The sequence below is a fragment of the Nostoc sp. genome (genome assembly GCF_036917095.1).
GTDB lineage: Bacteria > Cyanobacteriota > Cyanobacteriia > Cyanobacteriales > Nostocaceae > Nostoc.
The window spans coordinates 284,128-305,925 of record NZ_JBALFH010000015.1 but is presented as its reverse complement, the minus strand read 5'-3'; the positions used below and the strand labels follow the sequence as shown (position 1 = coordinate 305,925).

Genomic DNA, 21,798 nt, shown 5'->3' with positions numbered 1-21,798 from the left:
CGACGACATTGGGGTTAAACAGCCGCACAGCATGGGTTATGCCCATATTACATGGCTGAAAAGACTTTTCTAAAAAAGGTTATTTTTTTGGCGATCGCTCCGAGGGGTGGTTTCACCTGAAATTGGGTGGAGAGGCAGACTCGAAAATCGAGAGAGTATTCTTGTATGACTCCCCCATTGATGCGCTGATAATGGCAGAGATTGACATTCAAGGACACTTGGGGCAACCACCAGTTAGAACAATGTACATGGCAGTTGATGACCTGGATAACTTGCCCCAAGAATTCCTCAAAAATGTCAGTAGAATTGGTTTGGCATTTAATAACGATGAAGAGGGCAACTCAACAGCGCAAGTAGTTCAAAAATGCTACCCCATGCTAAAAGAATTGAACTGTCGGGGATTAATTTAGATTTTGTAATGATACTTAAAAAGAAAATGAGTGCTTCAATTAAGGAATTTGAGATATGGGTTGAGCTTGATGAATATAATGCAACGGAAAATCAGAATTTAGATGACGAGTTCTGTAATGCAATAATATGCTATCCCGATGATTCACGGATTAGTTTTAATATCTGGAGTGAAAATTACCTCCACAACCAGATTAACAATCTTGATTGGATAGATAAACAAGTAGCTATCTTGCCAGATATTGTAGTACGCAATTTTAATTCTGACTCAATTCGGCAAGCTATTACAAATTTAGTTAATAATTATAGTTGGCTAGAAGGACGTGGCTTTCCAGCATTATCTCGTGAGTAGTTCGGTTTACCCTGTTTCGACACTAATACAAAACATTAATGCAGCGATCGCCTCCGTGATGTCGTCATATATGGGTTAGGCGACATTGCGATAAAAGCCCGATCGCTATTGATTTTGGCGAAAATAATAAAAAATGTGTAAGTTCTAACGTTGTCAAATGCTTTTTAAGTCGATGTTTAGATAGCATTTGGATTGGCGGGACTAGCCAAAATAAGTAAAGACGACCAATTTATGGTTTGGAATAACAAGAATCTCTCCTTCGTCTATGGAGGAGTAATAGCTTCCTTTTTTAGAAGCAGCTACAAGGATTTTGGACAACAGTGAGCTACTTGCACCCGAACAACCCAAACCTGGCCAAGAGCCTTCACTCGTCCATGAATCGGGAACTGGTGTTTCTTTCCACGAGCTATATGTGTAGTAGCGCTCTTTGCTTTTTCTTGAATAGATAACGTCGTTAAAAAAATTAAGTCCTTCGCGGTCAATGGCATCCGCAGTTGCATTTGATAGTCGAAATATAGCTGCGCCACAGCCCTCTCGAAAACCAGTCTTACCGCCAATGTGTATGGCGTAGGTTATGCCAATTTTTGCAGGAATAATCCCACTATAGGAATTATATTGAAAAAGTGACCATGCTGCATATACAGTAATAATTATTGAGACAATAATTTTCAAAAAAGTTTTCATTAGTCAGGCAAAGGAGTTGAACAATTCAAAGCTAACCTGCTATCGTAGCAAAACCTTCCGTTTCGTCAAGCTTTAGGCATCTGATCTCTTTCTAGGCGATCGGGCAACTGGACACCGCTAAAGCTCAATGCTTGCGGCGCGAACCGCTATATCTGCCCCTACTCAAAAAATGTTTTTACGATCGAGGAATTCATTTACTCCCTTTCCTGCTAGTATCTTTTCAGGATTGAAATTAGTTTTTTTTAATTCAAATAAACTATCCAAAACTAGGGTTGTCGGTAGCTACTAAACAGGAACATTATGCCAACATTTGAAGATTCAAGAATTAATAGATGATTGAAATTGTTGAAGCAGACCTTACTATGCCTGCTCATGCGGACGCTATGGTTCAATTAATGGATGAATATGCGCTCGACCCGATGGGTGGTGGTAAAGGTCTGTCCGACTACGTTAAAGCAAACCTAAGAGCAGAGCTTGCAAAGAGAAAAACAGCTCATGTCATTCTTGCGCTTGTCGATGCCGAACCCGCAGGGCTTGTTGTCTGCTTAGAAGGATTCTCTACGTTCGCGTGCAAGCCATTACTTAATATTCATGATGTCATCGTTGCTTTACCCTACCGTGGTAGAGGCTTGTCCAAACTGCTGCTACAGAAAGCGGAAGAGATCGCGTTCGATTTGGGCTGCTGCAAACTCACACTAGAGGTACTGGAAGGAAACCATGTTGCCCAGTCAGCATACAAGGCGTGCGGATTCAGTGGCTATGAGCTAAATCCCCAGATGGGCAAGGCATTATTCTGGGAGAAGAAACTAAACTACCAGAGGTGACTGATGAGCAGAAAAGTCCTTAAACCAGATTGATATGATTACTTGCTATTTGCGCTACGTTATTGGTAATAGAGAAATTGGATTCTCCACTGCGATCGCCTCTCCACTTTTGAAATTTTAAATTTTCACCGCTTCAGGAAATCACCTCATCTAATTGCCTTCGCGCCGCGTCGCCAAAACAAAAAAAAGGTTTTTTTTGGGGAAAGAGGAATGGGGAAGTGCGATCGCTTTAATCTATGGCGTGGTGGTATTGGGCATTGGACATTGGGCGATCGCACTTCCTATACACTCCACAATCCCCTAAAATGCCCTTCACCTCCAAGGTCATCCTGAAGGGGTGATGATTGGGTATTGGGTTTTTTGGCTGCTAGTTTAAATTATTTGCTTTCTCAACTGCTTCCTTTAACTCTTCAAAGGTAATACTACCGTCTTTGTCTGAATCATAATTTACTAGTAATTCCTGGGGACTAGTGGTATTTGTTTCTGATGAGATGATTGCACTTAAGCCAGGACTTAAAAAAAGATCGTTAATGGATACTTTGCCGTCTCGATCGCTATCTAAGGTATTAAAAAGAGATTGAAGCTCTTGCTCGGTTGCCATAAGTTTCTATCTGAATTAGTTTTCTTACTTAATATCTCATTAATATCTCAAAATTAAATAAACTTGTATCCTTAGACGTAGAAACGGCTATCGCTGGGGCTTAGATCGGGTGTATGCTGTGGATCGCAGGTTCTACAGTCTGACGAATAATCTAGCGATGAAAATAAATCGGCACGGACGCGCTAAGGTTCTAACACAGTCAGAGATACAGCTAATTTTCAGTGATGGCTTAGACAATGACCTCGCAGTCAATGATTAAACCTCCTGCAAAATAAACAAATCTCCCTCAACCTCTTGCCAGTTGTAGTTTCTGAGGCAATGGAACGGGTTTGTAAAACCTTTGTAAATTCCATAATTGGGAATGAAGGGTTTATTATTCACCATGAGTCAATTTGATATAGCCGTTGATTGGTAAAAAGACATCTTAAAAAATAACCTTTTGCCGATGCCTGCGGTGTTCTCGTTGCCATAGCTGGGACACTATCGCTTGCAGATATACAAAGCGCTCTGGCGTAGCCCGGCGCAGATATCGCTGACAATAATCAACCTTTACCAAACTAGACAAACCTCCCTCAAGCTCATACCAACATACATATCGGTTCGATACCTCTTTAAAATGTCTGTCTTGAACGTACCAATCTTTTTCTTACCAAAAATATAATGCCAAAGCAAGTTAAAAAAGCTAGGAACTAAAAAGAAGCTTTCCCAACATCTTAAGAGAAACGGCTAACACAGACTATCCAACCTCTTAACCTATAAAATGTTTCTCTCTGCCTTAAAGGCTTCCCCACCAAGGAACTCTTCATTTATCACTAACAAGATTTTATCGGTGTCTTTACCTTTATTGGCATAGCTAACTGGGTTACTGGGGTCTTTTTTATTCTCCATGCCAAACTTAGAGTTATGACTATAAAAATAAAAACAGAGTGTAAGTGTTAAGGTCACACAATGCTTGGGATGGTTTGGTAGTTGCTCCGATCGTCCGAACCCTAAATACGCTCTGGATGTAAATTATCCGTCTTTTTAGTCCCCTAGTAATTAGCGATCGCCTGTTTTTCTTAATTTCTTTTAATTCATTATTTGTTTAGTTTGTCAATACGTAAGTTCTCAAATCATTTCTACCTGAAGATAATTTACTGTTCTCAAACAAAAATTACCAGATTTTTTAGACTCCTTAAATTTAGTATTTCTGGCATAAATAGTTATTGACAAATCACTAATTGTAAATATTTTAAATAGGAACTTTGATAACGGATGTTGCTGACTTTTCCCTGTAATAATCATATCAAATAAAGCCGTTATGGTTAAAATAGTTATCCATAAATAACGCTTGAGTTTCATAAGATAAAAATTATTACTTCTGAATACTCCTATACTACGTAGTAAAATCTCTAGACCCCTGGAAGGCGGCTTTTCGTAAACTAGGAGTTTGACAGCGGCTAGCTTACAACGTAGCAATAAATGCAAGCTTTGATGAAATAAATCTTTTCGCAGGGTGCTTGATTCTTTTGTCTGTCTTGTGATAGTTTTCTTTCTACATCCTTCAAAATACTATAAAACTATCAATTTACCGTAGTATATTGAATATGATTAACCTAGTTGTAGGGATTTGGGTTAAGAAAGACTAGCCAAATCTATCGAGTTTATTCTTGTAGGCAGTACATCGTGAACCACCGATCTAGAAATTCATCTCTAAGCCAGGGCATTTTCTATGAGTAAAATCCGTGCTGTGATTGTTGATCCGAATGTGGTTGGACGTTTGGCACTGAGTGAAGTGACTGCACCGAAGCCTGCCCCAGATGAGGCACTAGTCAGAGTGGCGGCGATTTCTCTCAATCGGGGAGAGGTGAAACGTTCAACTTCTGCTGAGGCTGGTTGGCAGCCTGGTTGGGACTTGGCAGGCGTAGTGGAAACCTCTGCTGCTGATGGGTCGGGGCCTCCCCAAGGGACGCGTGTCGTTGGCTTGCGCCGCGCCGGTGCTTGGGCAGAACTCGTGTCAGTTCCCACCAACGCCTTAGCAGAAGTACCGCCATCGGTATCCTTTGCTCAAGCTGCCACACTGCCTGTCGCAGGTTTAACCGCCTATCATGCTGTGCTAAAAGGTGGTTCGCTGCTAGGTCGTCCAGTTCTGGTTACAGGTGCATCAGGAGGCGTTGGTTACTTTGCTATCCAATTGGCGCGGCTGTCAGGGGCGCACGTCGTCGCATACATTCGTCAAAATGCCTATGAGACTCTGGTTAGAGAAGCAGGCGCACAATCGGTGGTGATTGGCGAAGACCTCTCACCCGCCAGCGAGTATGGCCCCTACGATCTAATTGTAGAGTCAGTAGGTGGCAAGACTTTGGGTATAGCCCTTAGCTTACTGGCACAGGATGGAAAAACTGTACTGTATGGAGTCTCTGGGGGATCTGAAGTAACCTTCAACGCTGCCCAATTTTTTGGAACTGGTAGCGTGAGTTTGTATGGTTTACGTCTGTTCGATGAACTGAGATTTGAATCAGCCGCAGTCGGTCTCAAACGGCTTTTGAGTCTAGTAGAAGCAGGCCAGTTGCGTCCTCACATTGATTTAGAAGCTTCTTGGACACAAATAGCTGATGTAGCCCAACAACTACTCGACAGGCGTTTTCCAGGCAAAGCTGTGTTGCACATTTCCAATTGAGTATTAGCAGATGGTATGGGGGATAGTGCTGACTTCTGGTTCAAACTAGATCGGCTTGTAACCGCAAGCAATCTCAAGATAAATCGCCCAAAAGGGACATCACATCCACGTTATCCATCTTTCGTTTATCCCCTGGACTATGGATATTTACAAGACACTCGCTCTGGAGATGGATCTGATATTGATGTCTGGATAGGTAGCTTGTCTAGTCAAACAGTAACTGCCGTCATTTGTAGTGTTGACTTGGAAAAACGAGATACAGAAATCAAGATACTTCTAGGTTGTACATCTGAGGAAAGCCGAGTCATCTTGGATATCCACAATACAGGCTCTCAATCAGCAATATTATTGGTTCGCAATTAAATTACTTACATTTTTGAGGGTAAGTTTGTATGAGTTTAGAACTAAAACTATCAGGTAAAACAGCGATCGTCACAGGAGGAAGTGCGGGAATTGGTTTAGCTACTGCCAAAGCACTTTATAGTGAGGGTGTGAATGTTGCGATCGCAGCCCGCAATCAAGAAAGACTAGAAAATGCAGTAGCTGCTATCCAGTCTCTACCAACTTCTGGCGCTAAAGTTATTGCCATCAGCGCCGATTTAACTAAGGCAGAGGATGTTGAGAAAGTTGTCTCCACAACATTAGCCCAGTTTAATCAGATTGATATTTTGATTAACAATGCCGGATCAGCCCGTGCTGGGTCTTTCCTAGAATCCACTGATGATTTATTTTTGGATGCTTGGAACTTAAAATTATTGGGCTATATCCGCCTAGTTAGAGCCGTCGTTCCCCATCAAAAAAGTCGCGGTGATGGGCGGATTGTCAATATAGTAGGCGGTGCAGGACGGACACCTCGTCCGAACTTCCTAGCTGGTGGTACAAGCAATGCTGCTTTGCTGAACTTCACAAAGGGCATTTCTAAAGAGCTAGCCGAGTACAAGATTCGCATTAACGCTATCTCCCCTGGTGCTACTGCTACTGAGCGTGCTGAAACTTTAGCTCGGCAAAACGCCCAAGCGCAAGGCATCACCGTTGAACAAGTGAAGGCACAAAATATCCAGAGTATTCCTTTAAAAAGAATTGCCCAGCCAGAAGAAATTGCTGCGCTAGCGCTATTTTTGGTGTCCGATCTTGCTGCATCGATTACAGGAACAGAGATTATCGTTGATGGCGGATCTACCCCTGGTGTTTAGCAGACGCGATGAATCAGAATCAGACGCGATGAATCGCGTCTCTACAATTTGTCAAAACATAAACTTCTTGGAGATAAAAACATGGGTTCTCAATACTTTGATATCAAACCAGTTGCAGGACGTATCGGTGCTGAAATCATCGGTGTTAATCTGAGTTCTAAACTCAGCGATGATATCATCAGCGATATTCGCAAGACTCTAGTCAAATACAAAGTGATCTTTTTCCGCGATCAGCAACAGCTTGATGCTGATGGACAAGTCGCCTTCGCTCGTCGTTTCGGTGAACTCACTACAGCCCACCCTACCGTACCATCGCTGCCAGAAAACCCAGAAGTCTTAGACCTGAATTATGGGCGCACCACTTCCCGTGCCAATAGCTGGCATACCGATGTCACATTTGTAGACCGTCCTCCTCTCGGTTCCGTCTTGCGAGCGCTTGATATTCCTCCAAGTGGTGGCGATACAATCTGGGCAAACTCCGTGACTGCATACCAAGATTTACCTATCCATCTGCGTAATCTTGCAGATCAACTTTGGGCAGTACATAGCAACAAATACGACTATGCAACTGCATTTGACTTACCTGAAGATGTCAAGGCTTATCGGGCTGTCTTCACCTCGACTGTGTACGAGACTCTGCACCCAGTTGTACGCGTCCATCCCGAATCTGGGGAGCGTGGGCTATTCATCGGCGGATTTGTGCGCCAGTTCCGTGGCTTATCAACAACTGAATCAGATGACATTCTGCGGCTGTTACAAGCATATATCACACGTCCTGAGAACACAGTGCGGTGGCGTTGGCAAGTTGGTGACGTAGCCTTTTGGGATAACCGGGCTACTCAACATTATGCGATCGCAGATTATGGCGACCAGCCCCGTCACGTTCAACGAGTCACAATTGTCGGCGATCTCCCCGTTGGCATCGATGGTAAACAAAGTGAGGCTATCAAAGGAGATGCTTCTGAGTACAACCGTCGTCAGGCTGTGACTGCGTAATAGGGACTTGCGTCAAAAGTAGTACTTTTTCAAGCTAGTTTTGAGGATTTGTAGTAAGGAGTTTAGTGCTTAGAAAATAAGGACTAAACTCCTTACTATGAAATTGCTTATCCATCAATTTAAACTTGACAAACTAGTAAATATTACCGAAAGATATTTCAGGCATTTCCTAATTTATTGACCAATTTTTTTCAAATGTTAAGACGATAGACATTTGAACCCAGTATCTAATGACGATCGCGCTTTTTTATGAAACTCTTTTATACACCTAACTCACCCTATGCACGCATTGCACGGGTAGCAAGACTAGAATTAAATCTGTGCGATCGCATCGAAACCCAAAAAGTCATTGCACGAGATCCAAACAGCGAGCTACTTAATTACAACCCTACAGGTAAAGTTCCCACCCTAGCGACTGACGACGGATTTATTTTGAGTGAAACACGTATAATTTGCGTCTATTTGAATCACTTAAATCCTGAGATCAAATTAGTTGCTGACATTTCTAATGGCTTTTTACAGCAACTTGAAGGTATGACTGGTGGGTTCATAGATGGCATTGCAGTCTGGGTTCGGGAGTTAAGGCGTCCTCTCAGTGAGCAGTCTCCTGGGGTGATCGAATTTGAGCGATCGCGGGCATTGAGAATTTTGGACTACTTCGAGAAGATATCAGATAAACTCGACCAAACTCCAAAACTAGCTCATATAACCCTCGCCTCTGCACTGGGACTAGAGATCCGTCTTCCTGATTTGCAATGGCGGCAAAAATATCCAAAACTTGCTAATTGGTACGATGAATTCTCTAAACTACCCTCCATCCAAGCAACAAGACCAGAGTCTTAATAACTAACATTTTCTTGTTCCAAACAAGAGAACAAAAAAAGCATAAGTACGCCCTCGCAAATACAAACATGAGTACAAAAAAACAACTTAAACTCGGAGCATTTTTACCCGGTAGCGGTCATCACGTTGCAGCATGGCGGCATCCCAACACCCCGGCTGATGGAGGTCTAAACTTCCAACATTACAAGCAGTTGGCACAAACGGCTGAACGGGGTAAATTTGATATGCTGTTCCTCGCAGATGGTTTAGCCGTCTGGGATCGAGGACAAGGGGCTGAGGCTTTTAGCCGTTCGGGACAATTCAGCGTCCACTTTGAACCTTTAACCTTATTGTCAGCTCTGTCTGCGGTGACAGAAAATATTGGATTGGTGGCGACATCATCAACGACTTATGATGAACCTTATCATCTCGCCCGCAAGTTTGCATCACTAGATTATCTCAGCGGTGGTCGTGCCGGATGGAATCTTGTAACCTCTGCTGCTGAAGCCGCAGCGCATAATTTCAGCCAAGAAAACCACCTAGAACACTCGCTACGCTATGAACGGGCGAGGGAATTTGTGGATGTTGTCACCAAACTTTGGGACAGTTGGGAAGACGATGCTTTTCTCCACAATAAGGAGTCAGGTATTTACTTCGATGCAGAAAAGTTGCATATTCCCCATCACAAAGGCAAATATTTCTCGGTACGCGGCCCGCTCAATGTGGCGCGTCCACCGCAGGGATATCCAGTAATCGTACAAGCTGGATCTTCCGAGGCTGGACAGGATTTAGCTGCCCAAACGGCAGAGGCGATTTTCACTGCACAACAAACATTGGCAGAAGCTCAAGCCTTCTACACCAGCGTCAAGGGGAGATTGGCTAAATACGGACGTTCCCCTGACCATCTTAAAATCATGCCAGGGGTGTTCCCGGTAATTGGTAAGACTGAGCAGGAAGCTAAGGATAAATATGAGCAACTTCAGGAGTTGATCCATCCCCTGGTTGGATTAGGGCTGCTTTCTGGGCTAGTGGGTGGCCATGATTTGTCCAAATATCCCCTAGATGGGCCACTGCCGGATCTGCCAGATACCAACGGTGGCAAAAGCCGCTTGCAGTTGATTACCGATCTTGCCCGCAGAGAGAATTTAACAATCCGACAACTGTATTTGTGGATTGCAGGAGCGCGGGGACATCGAACGATTCTCGGAACACCAGAACACATTGCCGATCAGTTAGAAGATTGGTTTGTTAATGGTGGGGCTGATGGATTTAACATTATGCCGCCCTGGCTACCTGGGGGTTTAGAGGAATTCGTAGACTTGGTAATTCCCGAACTGCAACGCCGAGGAGTATTTCGTACTGAGTATGAAGGCAGTACTTTACGCGAAAATCTTGGTTTGCCCCGTCCGGTGAACCAGTTTATTACAAATACTGCTCCTGAACCTGTAAGCGTCGGTTCTTTGGCATAGTAATAATTGATCGATAAATTCCTTGTAGAGACGGCGATTTAGGGACTTCCAAGAAATAAATTATCCAAATAAACGAACCACAATAAACGAACCACAGAGACACAGAGAACACAGAGGAATAAGGAGGAGAGAGTTTTTTCGCCAGTTTTTTGAGTATTTTTTATTTGGAAGTTCCTTATCGCGTCTTTTGAAGCGACGGCTTTGATTTCCTCAAACTTCATCTGGTTTGTTATTCCAGTGGTTTTAACAATACAATCAAGTCGTCTCTAAGGAAACTTTTTATCGTGTTGGGCATCCTGACGGTTCTTCTATCCTCCTTTGTTTTGACGTTTCACAACGTTACTGTCCGAGTTTTGTTTTCAGAACATCTCGTACTGGGTTTATTTTTACTCGGTGGATACGTTAAACCGGATTTGCAGAATTCCTTCTTGCTGATGTTCATGCGAATGCTGCTGGTGGTTCCACTCATGGCATCTCTATCATTCAAGCTATATCCATCTGCTTGGACAGAACTCCAAGACTTGTTCACCCGCAAGCGCAGGAATGTTCTAATCCAAGCTCTTGGCTGTGGGGTGCTGATGTTTGTGTATATTGCCTCACTCTACATTGCTATTGGCTTGATTCCCACAGGTATTGCCTTGACCCTCTTTTTCACCTATCCCGTATTTACAGCACTGCTATCTTGGAAGTTTTTTGGCGATCGCCCCACATTGTTCCGTTGGCTAGTAATGGCTATTATTCTGGTGGGAAGTGCTCTCACCATTCCCCAATCTTCTGCTACCTACAGCAGTCATACCATTGCGATCGGTATTTTCGCTAGTTTTGGCGCTGGCATCGTTTACGCCTTTTATGGCATCATTGCTCAAAAATGTTTAGAAAAATTCCATCCAATTCCCTTTACCTGGATCAGTTTTGCCTGTACTCTACTGCTCTCTGGTATTAGCTTAGTGTTCTGGCCAGGTAAAAGCGCTCAACTTGACTGGACACCCCTATGGATTGGTAGCATATTTTCCGGTCTAGTAAGTTTTCTTGGACACACTTTAAACAATGTGGGGATTCGCATGGTTGGCGCATCTACCGCCTCCATAATCGGCTCTAGCAGTCCAGCATTGACAGCGTTAGTTGCATGGATAACCATTAACGAAACTTTAAACGTGATTCAGAGCGTGGGGATTGGTGTTGTCACATTGGGCATTGCGTTACTTAGTGCAGAAGGCTTTGTGAAATCGCTCAAAATTAGGGGTTGAATTGGGAATTAAGATATGCCTTTCTCCGCTATCCTTTTTGATTTAGACGGAACTTTGACAGATCCGAAACCTGGCATCACTGGTTGCATTCAGTATGCACTCTCTGAACTCGGTTACAAACCACCGAATGCTGATGAATTACATTGGTGTATTGGCCCACCACTGAAAGATAGCTTTTCGCAATTACTCAATACCTTGGATGGCACAGTAATTGAACAAGCTATTTCACTTTATCGTCGTCGCTTTGCCACCATTGGATTATTTGAAAACTCTCTTTATCCCCAAATTCCAGAAATCCTAAAAGCCATTCGTTTTGCTGGTTGTAAAACTTTTGTTGCGACTTCTAAACCATATATTTATGCTACGCAGATTATTGAATATTTTGGCTTATCGTTGCTTTTTGATGGTGTTTATGGTAGCGAACTGGACGGAACGCGGAGCATAAAAGGTGACTTAATTCACCATATTTTATTAACAGAAAAACTTTTACCCTCTACTGTGGTGATGGTAGGCGATCGCTCACATGACATCATCGGAGCCAAGCGTCATCATATTGCTTCAATTGGCGTTACCTATGGCTATGGAACTGAGGAGGAATTAAAAGCTCATGGTGCTGACTTGATTGCCCATTCTCCAAGTGATATTCCCAAATTAATAATTCGTAAATAATGCCACCATCTTTAACACTTTTCCATAGCTTACTTCTATTTAGTACTGCTTTCATTGCAGGCGGCTTAAATGCTGTAGCGGGTGGTGGAAGCTTTATCACGTTTCCAACTCTCATCTTTACAGGTGTCGCCCCGATCGCAGCTAATGCCACCAATAATACAGCGATTTGGGTGGCTTCCCTCGCCAGTGCTGGAGCATATCGTCAAGATTTGGGCATCGAGCGGCGAGATTTTTTACTTTTATGTGGCGTCAGTTTAGTTGGTGGCATGATTGGCTCCATCGCTTTGTTGTATACATCGCCAGATGTCTTTAAAAAGCTGATTCCCTATCTATTGCTGCTAGCAACAGTTGTGTTTACCTTTGGGGAACCGTTCAAAAAGTGGTTGCAGCGTCAAAACCAGAATACATCACCGGAATCTGTACCCTTGTTTAATTTGGTACTGGCTCAACTAGCGATCGCCATCTATGGCGGTTTCTTTGGCGCAGGTTTAGGGATTTTAATGCTGGCAACTCTGACATTTTTAGGTATCAAAAGTATCCACAAAATGAATGCTTTCAAGACATTTTTAGGGAGTTGTATCAATGGTATTGCGATCGTCCCATTTCTTTTTGCAGGTGTGATTGCTTGGCATCAAGCTATTTTGATGGCAGTCGGTGGCTCTCTTGGTGGTTACTTAAGCGCCCATTATGCTCGTAAACTTGAACCGCACTTAATTCGGAAATTTGTCATGATTGTTGCCTTTACTATGACTGCCTACTTTTTTATTCACGGTTAATAACTGGGAACTACTCACTGAAGGAGCTTAAAACAAAAATATCTCTGGCTATTTAAAAGAGTGCATAATCAATCATAATACCAAAAATTGGTGACAATAATGACTACTATAAATGACCCTGCTGTTGTAGCTGAAGTAACTGATTTGTACCTCAAGTATGAAGAAGCTCTTTGTAATAACAATTTGGAAGTAATGGATAGCTTGTTTTGGGATGCACCCGAAGTAGTGCGATTTGGCATCGCAGAAAACCTCTATGGTGGTGATGAAATTCGTAACTTTCGCCAGAATCGACCAAACCCAAAAATAGAGCGAGAAATCTCGAATCTCAAGGTTGTAACCTTTGGGAAAGATGCAGCAACAGTGACTTTAGAGTTTCGCCGCAATATTAATGGTGTAGAACGTTTCGGGCGACAAAGCCAGACTTGGTATAGGTTTACCGAAGGATGGAAGGTGGCTTCAGCCCATGTTTCATTATTGCCAGTGTGAGTTTCAAAACTATGACTAGCATTTTATTTAGACATTAGCTGCCAGAGAAGATAGTGAGTGGCGATAGTACTATCTTTACCTGATTTCAAATCATTAACAATAACTGATTAAATAGAGTTTTAAATATGGTAAATTCATTTGATTGGATTGTATTAAACTCTAGACATATAGTAAAAGACAGATGGATTTCGCTACGCTCTGATACTTGCCAGATGCCTAATGGAACAATAGTTGACCCCTATTATGTTCTTGAATATCCAACATGGGTAAATGTTGTAGCTTTAACCAAAAACCAAGAAATTGTTTTAGTAAAGCAATATCGCCACGGCTTGAAAAAAACAATTTTAGAATTGCCCAGCGGTGCTGTAGAGGCTGAAGATATTTTACCAGTGGAAGCTGCAAAACGCGAATTATTGGAAGAGACTGGTTTTACTAGCAATAATTTTATTGAAACTGGTATATTATCACCAAACCCAGCTAATCATAGCAACTTAACATATTGTTTTTTAGCAGAAAATGTGGAACATGTAGCTGATTTAAAGTTAGACGTTACGGAACAAATTGATGTAGTTATGTTGCCGCTTGAAAAAATATTTGAAGCTATCGATCGTGGTATTTTACTGCAAACATTACATATTAGTTCATTATTCTTCGCTCTAAAAAAACTTGGTAAAGTGCAATTTTCTTAGTCATCTGACTATAGTTGCCTTTGTCAATAACTAACAAGAAAGGATAAAAGATATATGACTGCAACGATTTCATTCGATCGCGTTTCTGATATCTACGATGCAACGCGGGGACTACCGCCTGGAATCTCCGAGGAAATCACTGACTTTATCCTCAACCTAGTTTCACCGACAGCGGAAACCAAATTCTATGAAACGGGTATCGGCACTGGTAGAATTGCTGTCCCGATCGCAAAAAGAGGCTATTCCTACACTGGTGTAGATATTTCTGACAAAATGTTAGCTGAACTGCACCAAAAGCTAGAGGGTGTATCTCATCAACTAACAGCAATTAAGGGAGATGCAACTTCTCTACCATTTGCTGACAATTCTTTTGATGTAGCGTTGACAGTTCATGTGTTTCACCTGGTTTCTGCTTGGAAGCAAGCGCTAGCAGAAATTCGTCGAGTCCTTAAACCAGGGGGAATTTACTTCTACACTCACGGTAATATGAATTTCAGCAAAGTTAATGAAGATGTCAATCAGGGTAGGTTTGATTTTCAGCAACGTTGGCAAGATATCATTGCTGGCTATGATTACCCTTTACCCCGCTATGGTGCAACAGAAGAAGAGGTTTTAACAGAGTTGCGCGAACAAGGAGCAAATTTAGAAACAGTTATTGCAGCCAAATGGCAGTCTGAACTAACTGTGGGCAAATTGATTGAATATCATAAAAACAAAGTTTATCGCCATACCTGGCACGTTCCGGATGATATCTTTGCCCATGCAATTCAAGATTTGCAAGACTGGGCTTTGCAACATTACGGCTCTTTAGACTACGATTTGTCTGGTGAAAGTAGGTTCAAGATTGTGGTTGTACGTAACTGGGCTTAATTACGGTAAACAAGTTTGTAGTAAGGACTTTAGTCCTTGTCTTAGGGACTCCCAAATAAAAAAATATACAACTATTTATTGTGGGGTGGGCGTCTCGCCCGCCCATAGTCAAAAGCGGGCAAGCTGCCCACCCCACAAGATTGGATAATTTATTTCTTGGAAGTCCCTTATAGCAATTTTCAGGTATTTAGACCACGATGGGGCGGGGATTAGGGAGTGGGGATTAGTCTAGTTCAATTACTTGAAAAGCCCTATAAGCACTGAAGTCCTAACTACCTACCACGCAAAGATAAACTGGACAATGGCTAAACGAGGATTCACTAATGATATTGGAAACTCAACGCCTATTCCTGCGGGAAATGACGCTTTCTGACCTCGACGCGCTACTGCTTGTCCTCGGCGATGCAGAATCAATGCGCTACTACCCAAAGCCCTTTGACCGCGAGATGGTGGAAAAATGGATCGATCGGCATCGCCACAACTACGCACAGCATGGCGTGGGCTTGTGGGCGATGGTTCTCAAGACGACGGGCGAGGTAATTGGCGACTGCGGACTGGTTTGGCAAGATGTCGAGGGACATCGAGAACTTGAAATTGGTTATCATGTCCGTCGCGACCAACAAATGCAGGGTTACGCCACCGAAGCCGCATATGCTTGCCAGGACTACGCCTTTAACGTGCTGGGTTCTGCTTGCGTCATTTCCCTGATTCGCCCAGAGAACATCCCCTCTCGGCGCGTAGCTGAAAAGAACGGCCTTAAGGTTGTTCAAGAGACGTTCTGGCGCGACATACCGCACTATATATATGCTGTGCAGCGCTCAGAAAGTAAACTTTTTGCAACAAGCAATTTAGCAGAAACAGAGAAGTCAAAATTCAAGGCGTAGCCGAGGTTTTAGATCCTCTCTTCCCTATCTCCCTTGTTTCCGGTATCTAATAAATAAATTAGTGCCTCTACTAAAGCCTGATTCTGTTCGTCAGTGCCAACAGTAATGCGTAATTTATCATCTAGTCCAGGTTGCTTGAAGTAGCGGATTAAAATTCCTCGTTCCTTCAATTTTTGATAGAGATATTCTGCGTTTCCTTCTCTTGGCTGTGCCAGTAAAAAGTTAGTTTGGGAATCCCAAAGATGAAAACCTAATTGTTTCAAGTCTGTTGCTAATTGATTCCGCGATGCTTTAATCTTTGCTACACAAGCATTTTTATAAGCCTGGTCGGTGATGGCAGCTGTGCCAACTGCACAAGCGATCGCATCAATGTTATAGCTATCTTTCACCTTAAACAACCCATGCAACAGTTTGGGATTCGCCACCCCAAAGCCCAATCGCAATCCTGCCAATGAGTAGCCTTTAGAAAGCGTCCGAATCACGATGACATTCTCGTATTCCTTTACCAAAGCCAATGCATTCTCTTCGGTAAAATCTACATATGCTTCATCGATCGCTAAAACTCCAGATAACTGGCTGGCTAATTTTCGCAGATCGTTTATTGCTACCACATGCCCCGATGGACTATTAGGCGACGCAATGAATGTCACAGATCCATTAGCAGCAACCAATTCTTCCAAAGATAAACTGTAATCATCGCTGTAAGGAATCTCAATAATTTCCGCAGCTTGCATTTCTGTTAATGTGCGATATAGCACATAAGTTGGCATCGGATAAACTACTTTCTTCCCAGGTTCTACACAGGCTCGAATTACTACACTTAATAATTCGTCACTGCCATTTCCGACAATGATCCAATCACTAGGAACTCCTAAAACTTTACTTGCAGCTTGCCGGAATTCTCCCCCGAAAGGTTCTGGATATCGCCGCAACCACTCGCCATCGATATTCTGCAATACAGCTAATGCCGCAGGCGAAGGAGGATAGGGGTTTTCGTTACTGTTGAGTTTAACGATCTGTGTACCGCGTTGGGGCTGCTCACCGGGAATGTAGCTAGCCATTGCATTAACATTAGAGCGAAAGTAGTTGGTCATAGGGTATGGGGCATTGGGTGCGTATCTTAAGCAAATTTAAACCCACAATTTCTGACAATATCGTTTTTTGTCGTTTACATCAAAAAAATCCGGCTTTATAAATTACGAATTAGAAATTATAAAGAGATGCCAGATAAATGGAATCCAGAACTATACGAATGATTTCAAGCCGAAAGAAGTCGTCCGTTCTACGACTTGGTAGATATGGTACATCGGCAAGAAAACTTACGAGTTCTCGATTTAGGATGTGGAACCGGAAAGTTAACGAAGTATCTGCACGATACCCTAGCAGCACAGGAGACTCTAGGCATAGATGCTAAAAATGTTTAAGTTCCGTTAGAGAATAGAAGCAGGGGAGCATGAGAAGAATAACAATGCCCAATGCCCAATGACAAATCATTACCGATATATTATTTTTTACAAACCTTATGGCGTTCTCAGCCAGTTTACAAAAGATGCTCCCACACATAGCACCCTGAAAGATTATATTGATGTCCCTGATGTGTATCCTGTGGGACGCTTAGACTGGGATAGTGAAGGGTTGCTGCTGTTAACGAACGATGGGCAATTGCAACATCGTCTCGCTCATCCGCGTTTTGGTCATAAACGTACTTACTGGGTACAGGTAGAGCGGGTTCCAGATGCAGATGCGATAAAAAGGTTGCAAACAGGTGTGGAAATTCAAGATTACCGCACTCAACCGGCAGAAGTTAGGCTCTTACCAACAGAGCCACAACTACCTGAACGCAACCCGCCGATTAGATTTCGCAAAAATATACCGACAGCTTGGCTGGAAATGACTTTGACAGAGGGAAAAAATCGCCAAGTACGGCGCATGACTGCGGCTGTAGGGTTTCCGACTTTGCGGCTGGTCAGGGTTAGCATAGCCCACCTACAATTAGATGACCTACAATTGGGTCAATGGCGCGACCTCTCCACATCTGAATTGCAATTTCTGCATAATTTCGGTAAATCGAAATTGGTGTAAATAATTTGTTTTTGAAGACGCGATAAATCGCGTCTCTACATGAGGATTTTGGGCTTATCTGAACCGTTTGGCTATATCAACCAAAACTTTGAACAACATACATATCATTACCCGTATCGCCTACTAAAAGTAAGCTACTGTCATCACTTTCTAAATTTCGACTGCCAGCAATACCCTTTTGCAGAACTTTAATTATTCTTTGGGGAGTGAAAGATTCTAATTCCACAAACTTTCCAGATTCTAACCATGCTAATTCTTCAGCAGATAAACTTTGACGAACTTCTTCAGGCAATTGTTTAGCTGCTTGTGCCGATTCTGGAGAGGATTGGATGAACATTCCGCGCTTCGTAGCGATTATTTGACGTGGCGTTAAGCCGATATCAATAATCACAATCTCGCTATTGAAAAACCAATTAGCATTAGTTCTTAATTTATGAACTAAACCAATTCCTTCGGGATTGCAATCATGTATTGCATAAACTTTTAAATCGGGATTGCGACGCAGCATTTGCATTGTGGTGTCAAAAATGCTTTGGGGATATCCAGTAATGCTGAGAATTGCACAGTTGTTTTCAAAGTGAAAATTATTAGCAATTAATAGTTGAGCAATACTAACAGTATCACAAACGACTAATCTATCAAAACTGTAAGCAGTTACATCAGGATTAATCGCGGCTGGTGTATTTTCCTGCTTTGGTGAAGGAAGGATTTTGAGAATTGAACCATTGATTTGCTGCCAGCGATCTAACCAATCTTTAACTTGAGATTCAGAAATTAAAAATTCTTGTGTTAATAATTCAATTCGCCCTATCTGTCTAGTTCCTAAATATATGGGCAACATTCCCACAAGAACAATAATGACAAAGAGGGTAAATGACTTTAAAGCAAGAATTCCTATGGCAAGAATAATTCCTCCTATGATTTGTAAATTTCTCGCATACTGTTTGCGACTTACAAGATTGAGTTGAGTTGATTTGCTACTTTCATGAAAGAAATTAATAAACGCAAGATTTACTATTAGCGGTATAAAAATCGTTAGCGATGTAACAAGATTAATAAATAGAAAAGGAAGTAACCAGCCAAATCGCGAAATTGACTTTGAGGTTTTTCTTAAACGATTATCTAGAAAATAAAGCAGTTGCTTGGGTGTAAAAAATAAGGTGTTATTTGCAGAAATGTCAGCGATCGCCTTTGCAAAAAAAGGATCGGTAATCTTAACATTACTCATACTAGTCGGTTCAAAGGCAAAGAGATGATTGCATCTTACACACCGACCTTGATTAGCTGTCCGGTCTTTTAGTTTATTGTCAGTTACGCAGTTAATACACTTCATAATGGTTGTTTTATATTAGTTGTTAATTGTTAGTCAATACGGTTGAGATCGGGCTTTATCGCCCCCAATGCCCCTTTTTCAGGGGGATTTAGGGGGTATTTTATATATTTGAGATGCGCTGGCTATATCAACCAAAACTTTGAACAATATACATATCATTACCCGTATCGCCTACTAAAAGTAAGCTACTGTCATCAGTTTCTAAATTTTGACCGCCAGCAATGCCCTTTTGTAGAAGTTTAATTATTCTTTGAGGAGTGAAAGATTCCAATTCCACGAATTTTCCAGATTCTAACCATGTTAATTCTTCAGCAGATAAACTTTGACGAACTTCTTCAGGCAATTGTTTAGCTGCTTGTGCCGATTCTGGAGAGGATTGAATGAACATTCCGCGCTTAGTAGCAATTATTTGACGTGGCGTTAATCCGATATCAATAATCACAATCTCGCTATTGAGGAACCAATTAGCATTGGTTCTCAATTTATGAACTAAACCAATTCCTCGTGGATTGCAATCATGCACTGCATAGACTTTCAAATCGGGATTGCGACGCAGCATTTGCATTGTGGTGTCAAAAATGCTTTGGGGATATCCAGTAATGCTGAGAATTGCACAGTTATTTTCAAAGTGAAAATTATTAGCAATTAATAGTTGAGCAATACTAGCACTATCACAAACGACTAATCTATCAAAACTGTAAGCAGTTACATCAGGATTAACCGTAACTGGTGTATTTTCCTGGTTTGGAGAAGGAAGGATTTTGAGAATTGAACCATTGATTTTCCGCCAGCGGTTTAGCCAACCTTGAAAATCATTTTGAGAAAATAAAAACTCCTGTGTAAATTTAGTTCGTCGAAGCTGTAGAGTTCCAAAGTATATCGAGAACATCCCTAGAATAACGGCGATAACAAATAAAACAAATGAGTTGTATAGCATTAAGCTAGCGTAAATTCCTCCAGTAAGAATTATACATCCTATTATTTGTAAGCATCTAGCATATTCTTGGCGGGACTTAATGTTTGTTTTGTTTGATAGAGATTTTTTATATAAATATAATATAAAGCATATATTAAATAGTATGGATACTATTAGGAAAGAATTAGAACCAAACAAGAACGAAGCAAAGCCACCGATGAATCCTGGTGCCCAAATATTAAAAAACAAATATAGAAACAACAAACCAAATTTTGAAGCAGACTTGAGTTTTATCCGATTATCTAATAGGTAAAAAAGTTGCTTTGGAGTGAAAAATAGAGTGTTATTTGCAGAAATGTCAGCGATCGCTTTCACAAACATAGGGTCAGTAATTTTAACATTACCCATGTTGGTTGGTTCAAAGGCAAACCGATGACCACATTTTACACAGCTACCTTGTTTAGCAGTCCGGTCTTTCAGATTATTGTCAGTTCCGCAGTTAATACACTTCATAATGGTTGTTTTATGTTAGTTATTAATTGTTAGTCAATATGGTTGAGATTGGGCTTGATCCCCCCTAACCCCCCTTTTTAAGGGGGGAACTATCAAGCACCTGATTTGTTAGCAAAACACTGTAGTCTTCTCGCTGACGAATCAAGCGATGTGTACTATTTTCTAGCAAGACTTCCGCAGGTTTGGGGCGGTGTAAAAAGTGAGACGACATGGCATAACCATAAGCACCGACATCTAGAATGGCGACGATATCGCCAATTTCTAGCGCTGGGAGTGGGCAATTTTTCCCCAGATAATCTCGTGAATATGTGGTGTTACCACAAATATCAGTTGTAAATACAGAGTGGGGAATTGAGGATTTGTCTGCTTGCTTCCAAGTGACAATTTCTCGGTAGCCGCCGTGTACTGAGGGTACTGAAAGATTAGCAACGGTGGTATCAACTCCGACAATCTGTTTTTCTCCTTGCCATTTCACCGAAACAACTTGAGCAAGCAAAGTGGCACATCCAGCGATCGCACTTCGTCCCGGTTCAATCACCAAATCAATTTTCCGTCCTAAACGAGTAATTCTCTCGGTTAACTCAGCCCCAAACATTTCCCAGTCAAAGGCTGCTTTGTTGTGGTGATACGGATAGCCAAAGCCACCACCAAAATCTAAATATTCCCAATCTGGTAACTGTTGTGCTGTGGTGATTACTGTATCAATAACCTGGGTAAAAGCGGCTGTGGCATTAGTTCCAGTCCCGCGATAGAAGTGTAAACCACTCAGCTTTAGTCCCACCTCACGAGTTAAAGCGATCGCATCACCAAATTCCTCTGGACGCACACCAATGCGGCTATCTCCGGTAATTTCCGGCAAATTCAGCCGTAAACCCAGCCGAATATATTCCTCTCTGCCTTTGGGCAATTCGCAGCACAACTGCAACTGAGCCAGACTATCGAGATTGAGAGTTCTAATTCCCCAATTCAGGACTTGTAGCATCTCAGCCCGATTCAAATTACTGCCGCTATAAACAATCTGACTAGGATCGAAACCAGCTTGCAATCCCAGATAAATATCTCCTGGGGTATTGGCGTGAAGTCCCCACCCAAATGAACGAAAAATTTTTAATAGCGCAATGTTGCCATTGGTAACGCTGGCAAAGCGAAATTGCGTGCGCGGATAGCTGACTGCTTTGTTAATCCGCTTAATAGTTTCGCCCAAGCGATCGCCATTATAAACATAAAGTGGAGAACCGTAAGTACTCAGTAACTCCTGGGCAAGTTCCCCAGAAAATGGCGGACTAAGGGAATTTTGCAAATCATAAAAGTTCTTGCTCTCCATA

25 protein-coding genes are annotated in these 21,798 nt (G+C 42.1%); 18 read left to right on the top strand and 7 right to left on the bottom strand.

Features of this window, described 5'->3' with window-relative positions; translation table 11 throughout:
• Positions 1–191: 191 nt before the first annotated feature.
• Together V7L01_RS05450 and V7L01_RS05445 are read left to right on the top strand one after the other, a co-directional pair.
• Positions 192–410: a hypothetical protein gene (locus tag V7L01_RS05450; RefSeq protein ID WP_335032646.1), complete on the top strand. Its 219-nt coding sequence runs from the start codon at positions 192–194 to the stop codon at positions 408–410.
• 26 nt (positions 411–436) lie between these two features.
• Entirely contained in the window at positions 437–760 is a 324-nt protein-coding gene (locus V7L01_RS05445; protein ID WP_335032644.1) for a hypothetical protein, read from the top strand.
• 201 nt (positions 761–961) lie between these two features.
• Here V7L01_RS05445 and V7L01_RS05440 read toward each other — a convergent pair whose 3' ends face one another.
• Positions 962–1,444, bottom strand: coding sequence for a hypothetical protein (locus tag V7L01_RS05440; RefSeq protein ID WP_335032642.1), 483 nt, complete (start codon positions 1,442–1,444; stop codon positions 962–964).
• 332 nt (positions 1,445–1,776) lie between these two features.
• On the opposite strand from V7L01_RS05440, the gene V7L01_RS05435 reads away from it, so the two are divergent.
• Positions 1,777–2,268: a GNAT family N-acetyltransferase gene (locus V7L01_RS05435; RefSeq protein ID WP_335032640.1), complete on the top strand. Its 492-nt coding sequence runs from the start codon at positions 1,777–1,779 to the stop codon at positions 2,266–2,268.
• A 367-nt stretch (positions 2,269–2,635) separates the two neighbouring features.
• Here the strand turns inward: V7L01_RS05435 and V7L01_RS05430 are convergent, their stop codons facing one another.
• Both V7L01_RS05430 and V7L01_RS05425 read right to left on the bottom strand, forming a co-directional pair.
• Positions 2,636–2,869, bottom strand: a complete 234-nt coding sequence (locus tag V7L01_RS05430) for an EF-hand domain-containing protein (protein ID WP_289796891.1) — start codon at positions 2,867–2,869, stop codon at positions 2,636–2,638.
• Between the two features lie 753 nt (positions 2,870–3,622).
• Positions 3,623–3,757, bottom strand: a complete 135-nt coding sequence (locus V7L01_RS05425) for a hypothetical protein (protein ID WP_335032639.1) — start codon at positions 3,755–3,757, stop codon at positions 3,623–3,625.
• 823 nt (positions 3,758–4,580) lie between these two features.
• Between V7L01_RS05425 and V7L01_RS05420 the strand changes: the two genes are divergently transcribed.
• The 13 genes from V7L01_RS05420 (at position 4,581) to V7L01_RS05360 (ending at position 15,629) form a co-directional block, all read left to right on the top strand.
• A complete protein-coding gene (locus V7L01_RS05420) occupies positions 4,581–5,528 on the top strand; it encodes a zinc-binding dehydrogenase (RefSeq protein ID WP_335032637.1) in 948 nt (315 codons plus the stop codon).
• A gap of 15 nt (positions 5,529–5,543) precedes the next feature.
• Positions 5,544–5,891, top strand: coding sequence for a hypothetical protein (locus tag V7L01_RS05415; RefSeq protein ID WP_335032635.1), 348 nt, complete (start codon positions 5,544–5,546; stop codon positions 5,889–5,891).
• Between the two features lie 29 nt (positions 5,892–5,920).
• Positions 5,921–6,721: an SDR family oxidoreductase gene (locus V7L01_RS05410; protein WP_334899112.1), complete on the top strand. Its 801-nt coding sequence runs from the start codon at positions 5,921–5,923 to the stop codon at positions 6,719–6,721.
• 81 nt (positions 6,722–6,802) lie between these two features.
• Positions 6,803–7,717, top strand: a complete 915-nt coding sequence (locus tag V7L01_RS05405; RefSeq protein ID WP_335032633.1) for a TauD/TfdA dioxygenase family protein — start codon at positions 6,803–6,805, stop codon at positions 7,715–7,717.
• Between the two features lie 249 nt (positions 7,718–7,966).
• Positions 7,967–8,560 (top strand): glutathione S-transferase family protein, encoded by a 594-nt coding sequence (locus tag V7L01_RS05400; RefSeq protein WP_335032631.1) that lies wholly within the window; start codon positions 7,967–7,969, stop codon positions 8,558–8,560.
• 68 nt (positions 8,561–8,628) lie between these two features.
• Positions 8,629–10,008, top strand: a complete 1,380-nt coding sequence (locus V7L01_RS05395; protein WP_335032629.1) for an LLM class flavin-dependent oxidoreductase — start codon at positions 8,629–8,631, stop codon at positions 10,006–10,008.
• Between the two features lie 284 nt (positions 10,009–10,292).
• Positions 10,293–11,255 carry a DMT family transporter gene (locus V7L01_RS05390; RefSeq protein ID WP_335032627.1) on the top strand — a complete coding sequence of 321 codons (963 nt, stop codon included), beginning with the start codon at positions 10,293–10,295 and terminating at the stop codon, positions 11,253–11,255.
• A 15-nt stretch (positions 11,256–11,270) separates the two neighbouring features.
• Entirely contained in the window at positions 11,271–11,924 is a 654-nt protein-coding gene (locus tag V7L01_RS05385; protein ID WP_335032625.1) for an HAD family hydrolase, read from the top strand.
• A complete protein-coding gene (locus tag V7L01_RS05380) occupies positions 11,924–12,700 on the top strand; it encodes a sulfite exporter TauE/SafE family protein (protein WP_335032623.1) in 777 nt (258 codons plus the stop codon). The genes V7L01_RS05385 and V7L01_RS05380 overlap by 1 nt, the downstream gene beginning before the upstream one ends.
• Before the next feature lie 99 nt (positions 12,701–12,799).
• Positions 12,800–13,186 (top strand): oxalurate catabolism protein HpxZ, encoded by a 387-nt coding sequence (gene hpxZ, locus V7L01_RS05375; protein WP_335032621.1) that lies wholly within the window; start codon positions 12,800–12,802, stop codon positions 13,184–13,186.
• A gap of 125 nt (positions 13,187–13,311) precedes the next feature.
• On the top strand, positions 13,312–13,875 hold the full coding sequence (locus V7L01_RS05370) for an NUDIX hydrolase (RefSeq protein WP_335032619.1): 564 nt from the start codon (positions 13,312–13,314) through the stop codon (positions 13,873–13,875).
• A gap of 54 nt (positions 13,876–13,929) precedes the next feature.
• Complete coding sequence (locus tag V7L01_RS05365) at positions 13,930–14,745, top strand: class I SAM-dependent methyltransferase (protein ID WP_335032617.1); 816 nt, start codon at positions 13,930–13,932, stop codon at positions 14,743–14,745.
• 323 nt (positions 14,746–15,068) lie between these two features.
• On the top strand, positions 15,069–15,629 hold the full coding sequence (locus V7L01_RS05360) for a GNAT family N-acetyltransferase (RefSeq protein ID WP_335032615.1): 561 nt from the start codon (positions 15,069–15,071) through the stop codon (positions 15,627–15,629).
• An 8-nt stretch (positions 15,630–15,637) separates the two neighbouring features.
• On the opposite strand, the gene hisC is transcribed toward V7L01_RS05360, so the two are convergent.
• Entirely contained in the window at positions 15,638–16,723 is a 1,086-nt protein-coding gene (hisC, locus tag V7L01_RS05355; protein WP_335032613.1) for a histidinol-phosphate transaminase, read from the bottom strand.
• 204 nt (positions 16,724–16,927) lie between these two features.
• On the opposite strand from hisC, the gene V7L01_RS05350 reads away from it, so the two are divergent.
• Positions 16,928–17,053, top strand: coding sequence for a class I SAM-dependent methyltransferase (locus tag V7L01_RS05350; RefSeq protein WP_335032611.1), 126 nt, complete (start codon positions 16,928–16,930; stop codon positions 17,051–17,053).
• Positions 17,054–17,111: 58 nt separating this feature from the next.
• Positions 17,112–17,711 (top strand): rRNA large subunit pseudouridine synthase E, encoded by a 600-nt coding sequence (locus tag V7L01_RS05345; RefSeq protein WP_335032609.1) that lies wholly within the window; start codon positions 17,112–17,114, stop codon positions 17,709–17,711.
• Between the two features lie 76 nt (positions 17,712–17,787).
• On the opposite strand, the gene V7L01_RS05340 is transcribed toward V7L01_RS05345, so the two are convergent.
• The 3 genes from V7L01_RS05340 to V7L01_RS05330 form a co-directional block, all read right to left on the bottom strand.
• Positions 17,788–19,044 (bottom strand): hypothetical protein, encoded by a 1,257-nt coding sequence (locus tag V7L01_RS05340; RefSeq protein WP_335032607.1) that lies wholly within the window; start codon positions 19,042–19,044, stop codon positions 17,788–17,790.
• 127 nt (positions 19,045–19,171) lie between these two features.
• Complete coding sequence (locus V7L01_RS05335) at positions 19,172–20,473, bottom strand: hypothetical protein (protein ID WP_335032605.1); 1,302 nt, start codon at positions 20,471–20,473, stop codon at positions 19,172–19,174.
• Positions 20,474–20,537: 64 nt separating this feature from the next.
• Complete coding sequence (locus tag V7L01_RS05330) at positions 20,538–21,797, bottom strand: diaminopimelate decarboxylase family protein (protein WP_335032604.1); 1,260 nt, start codon at positions 21,795–21,797, stop codon at positions 20,538–20,540.
• Between the last annotated feature and the right edge of the window lies 1 nt (position 21,798).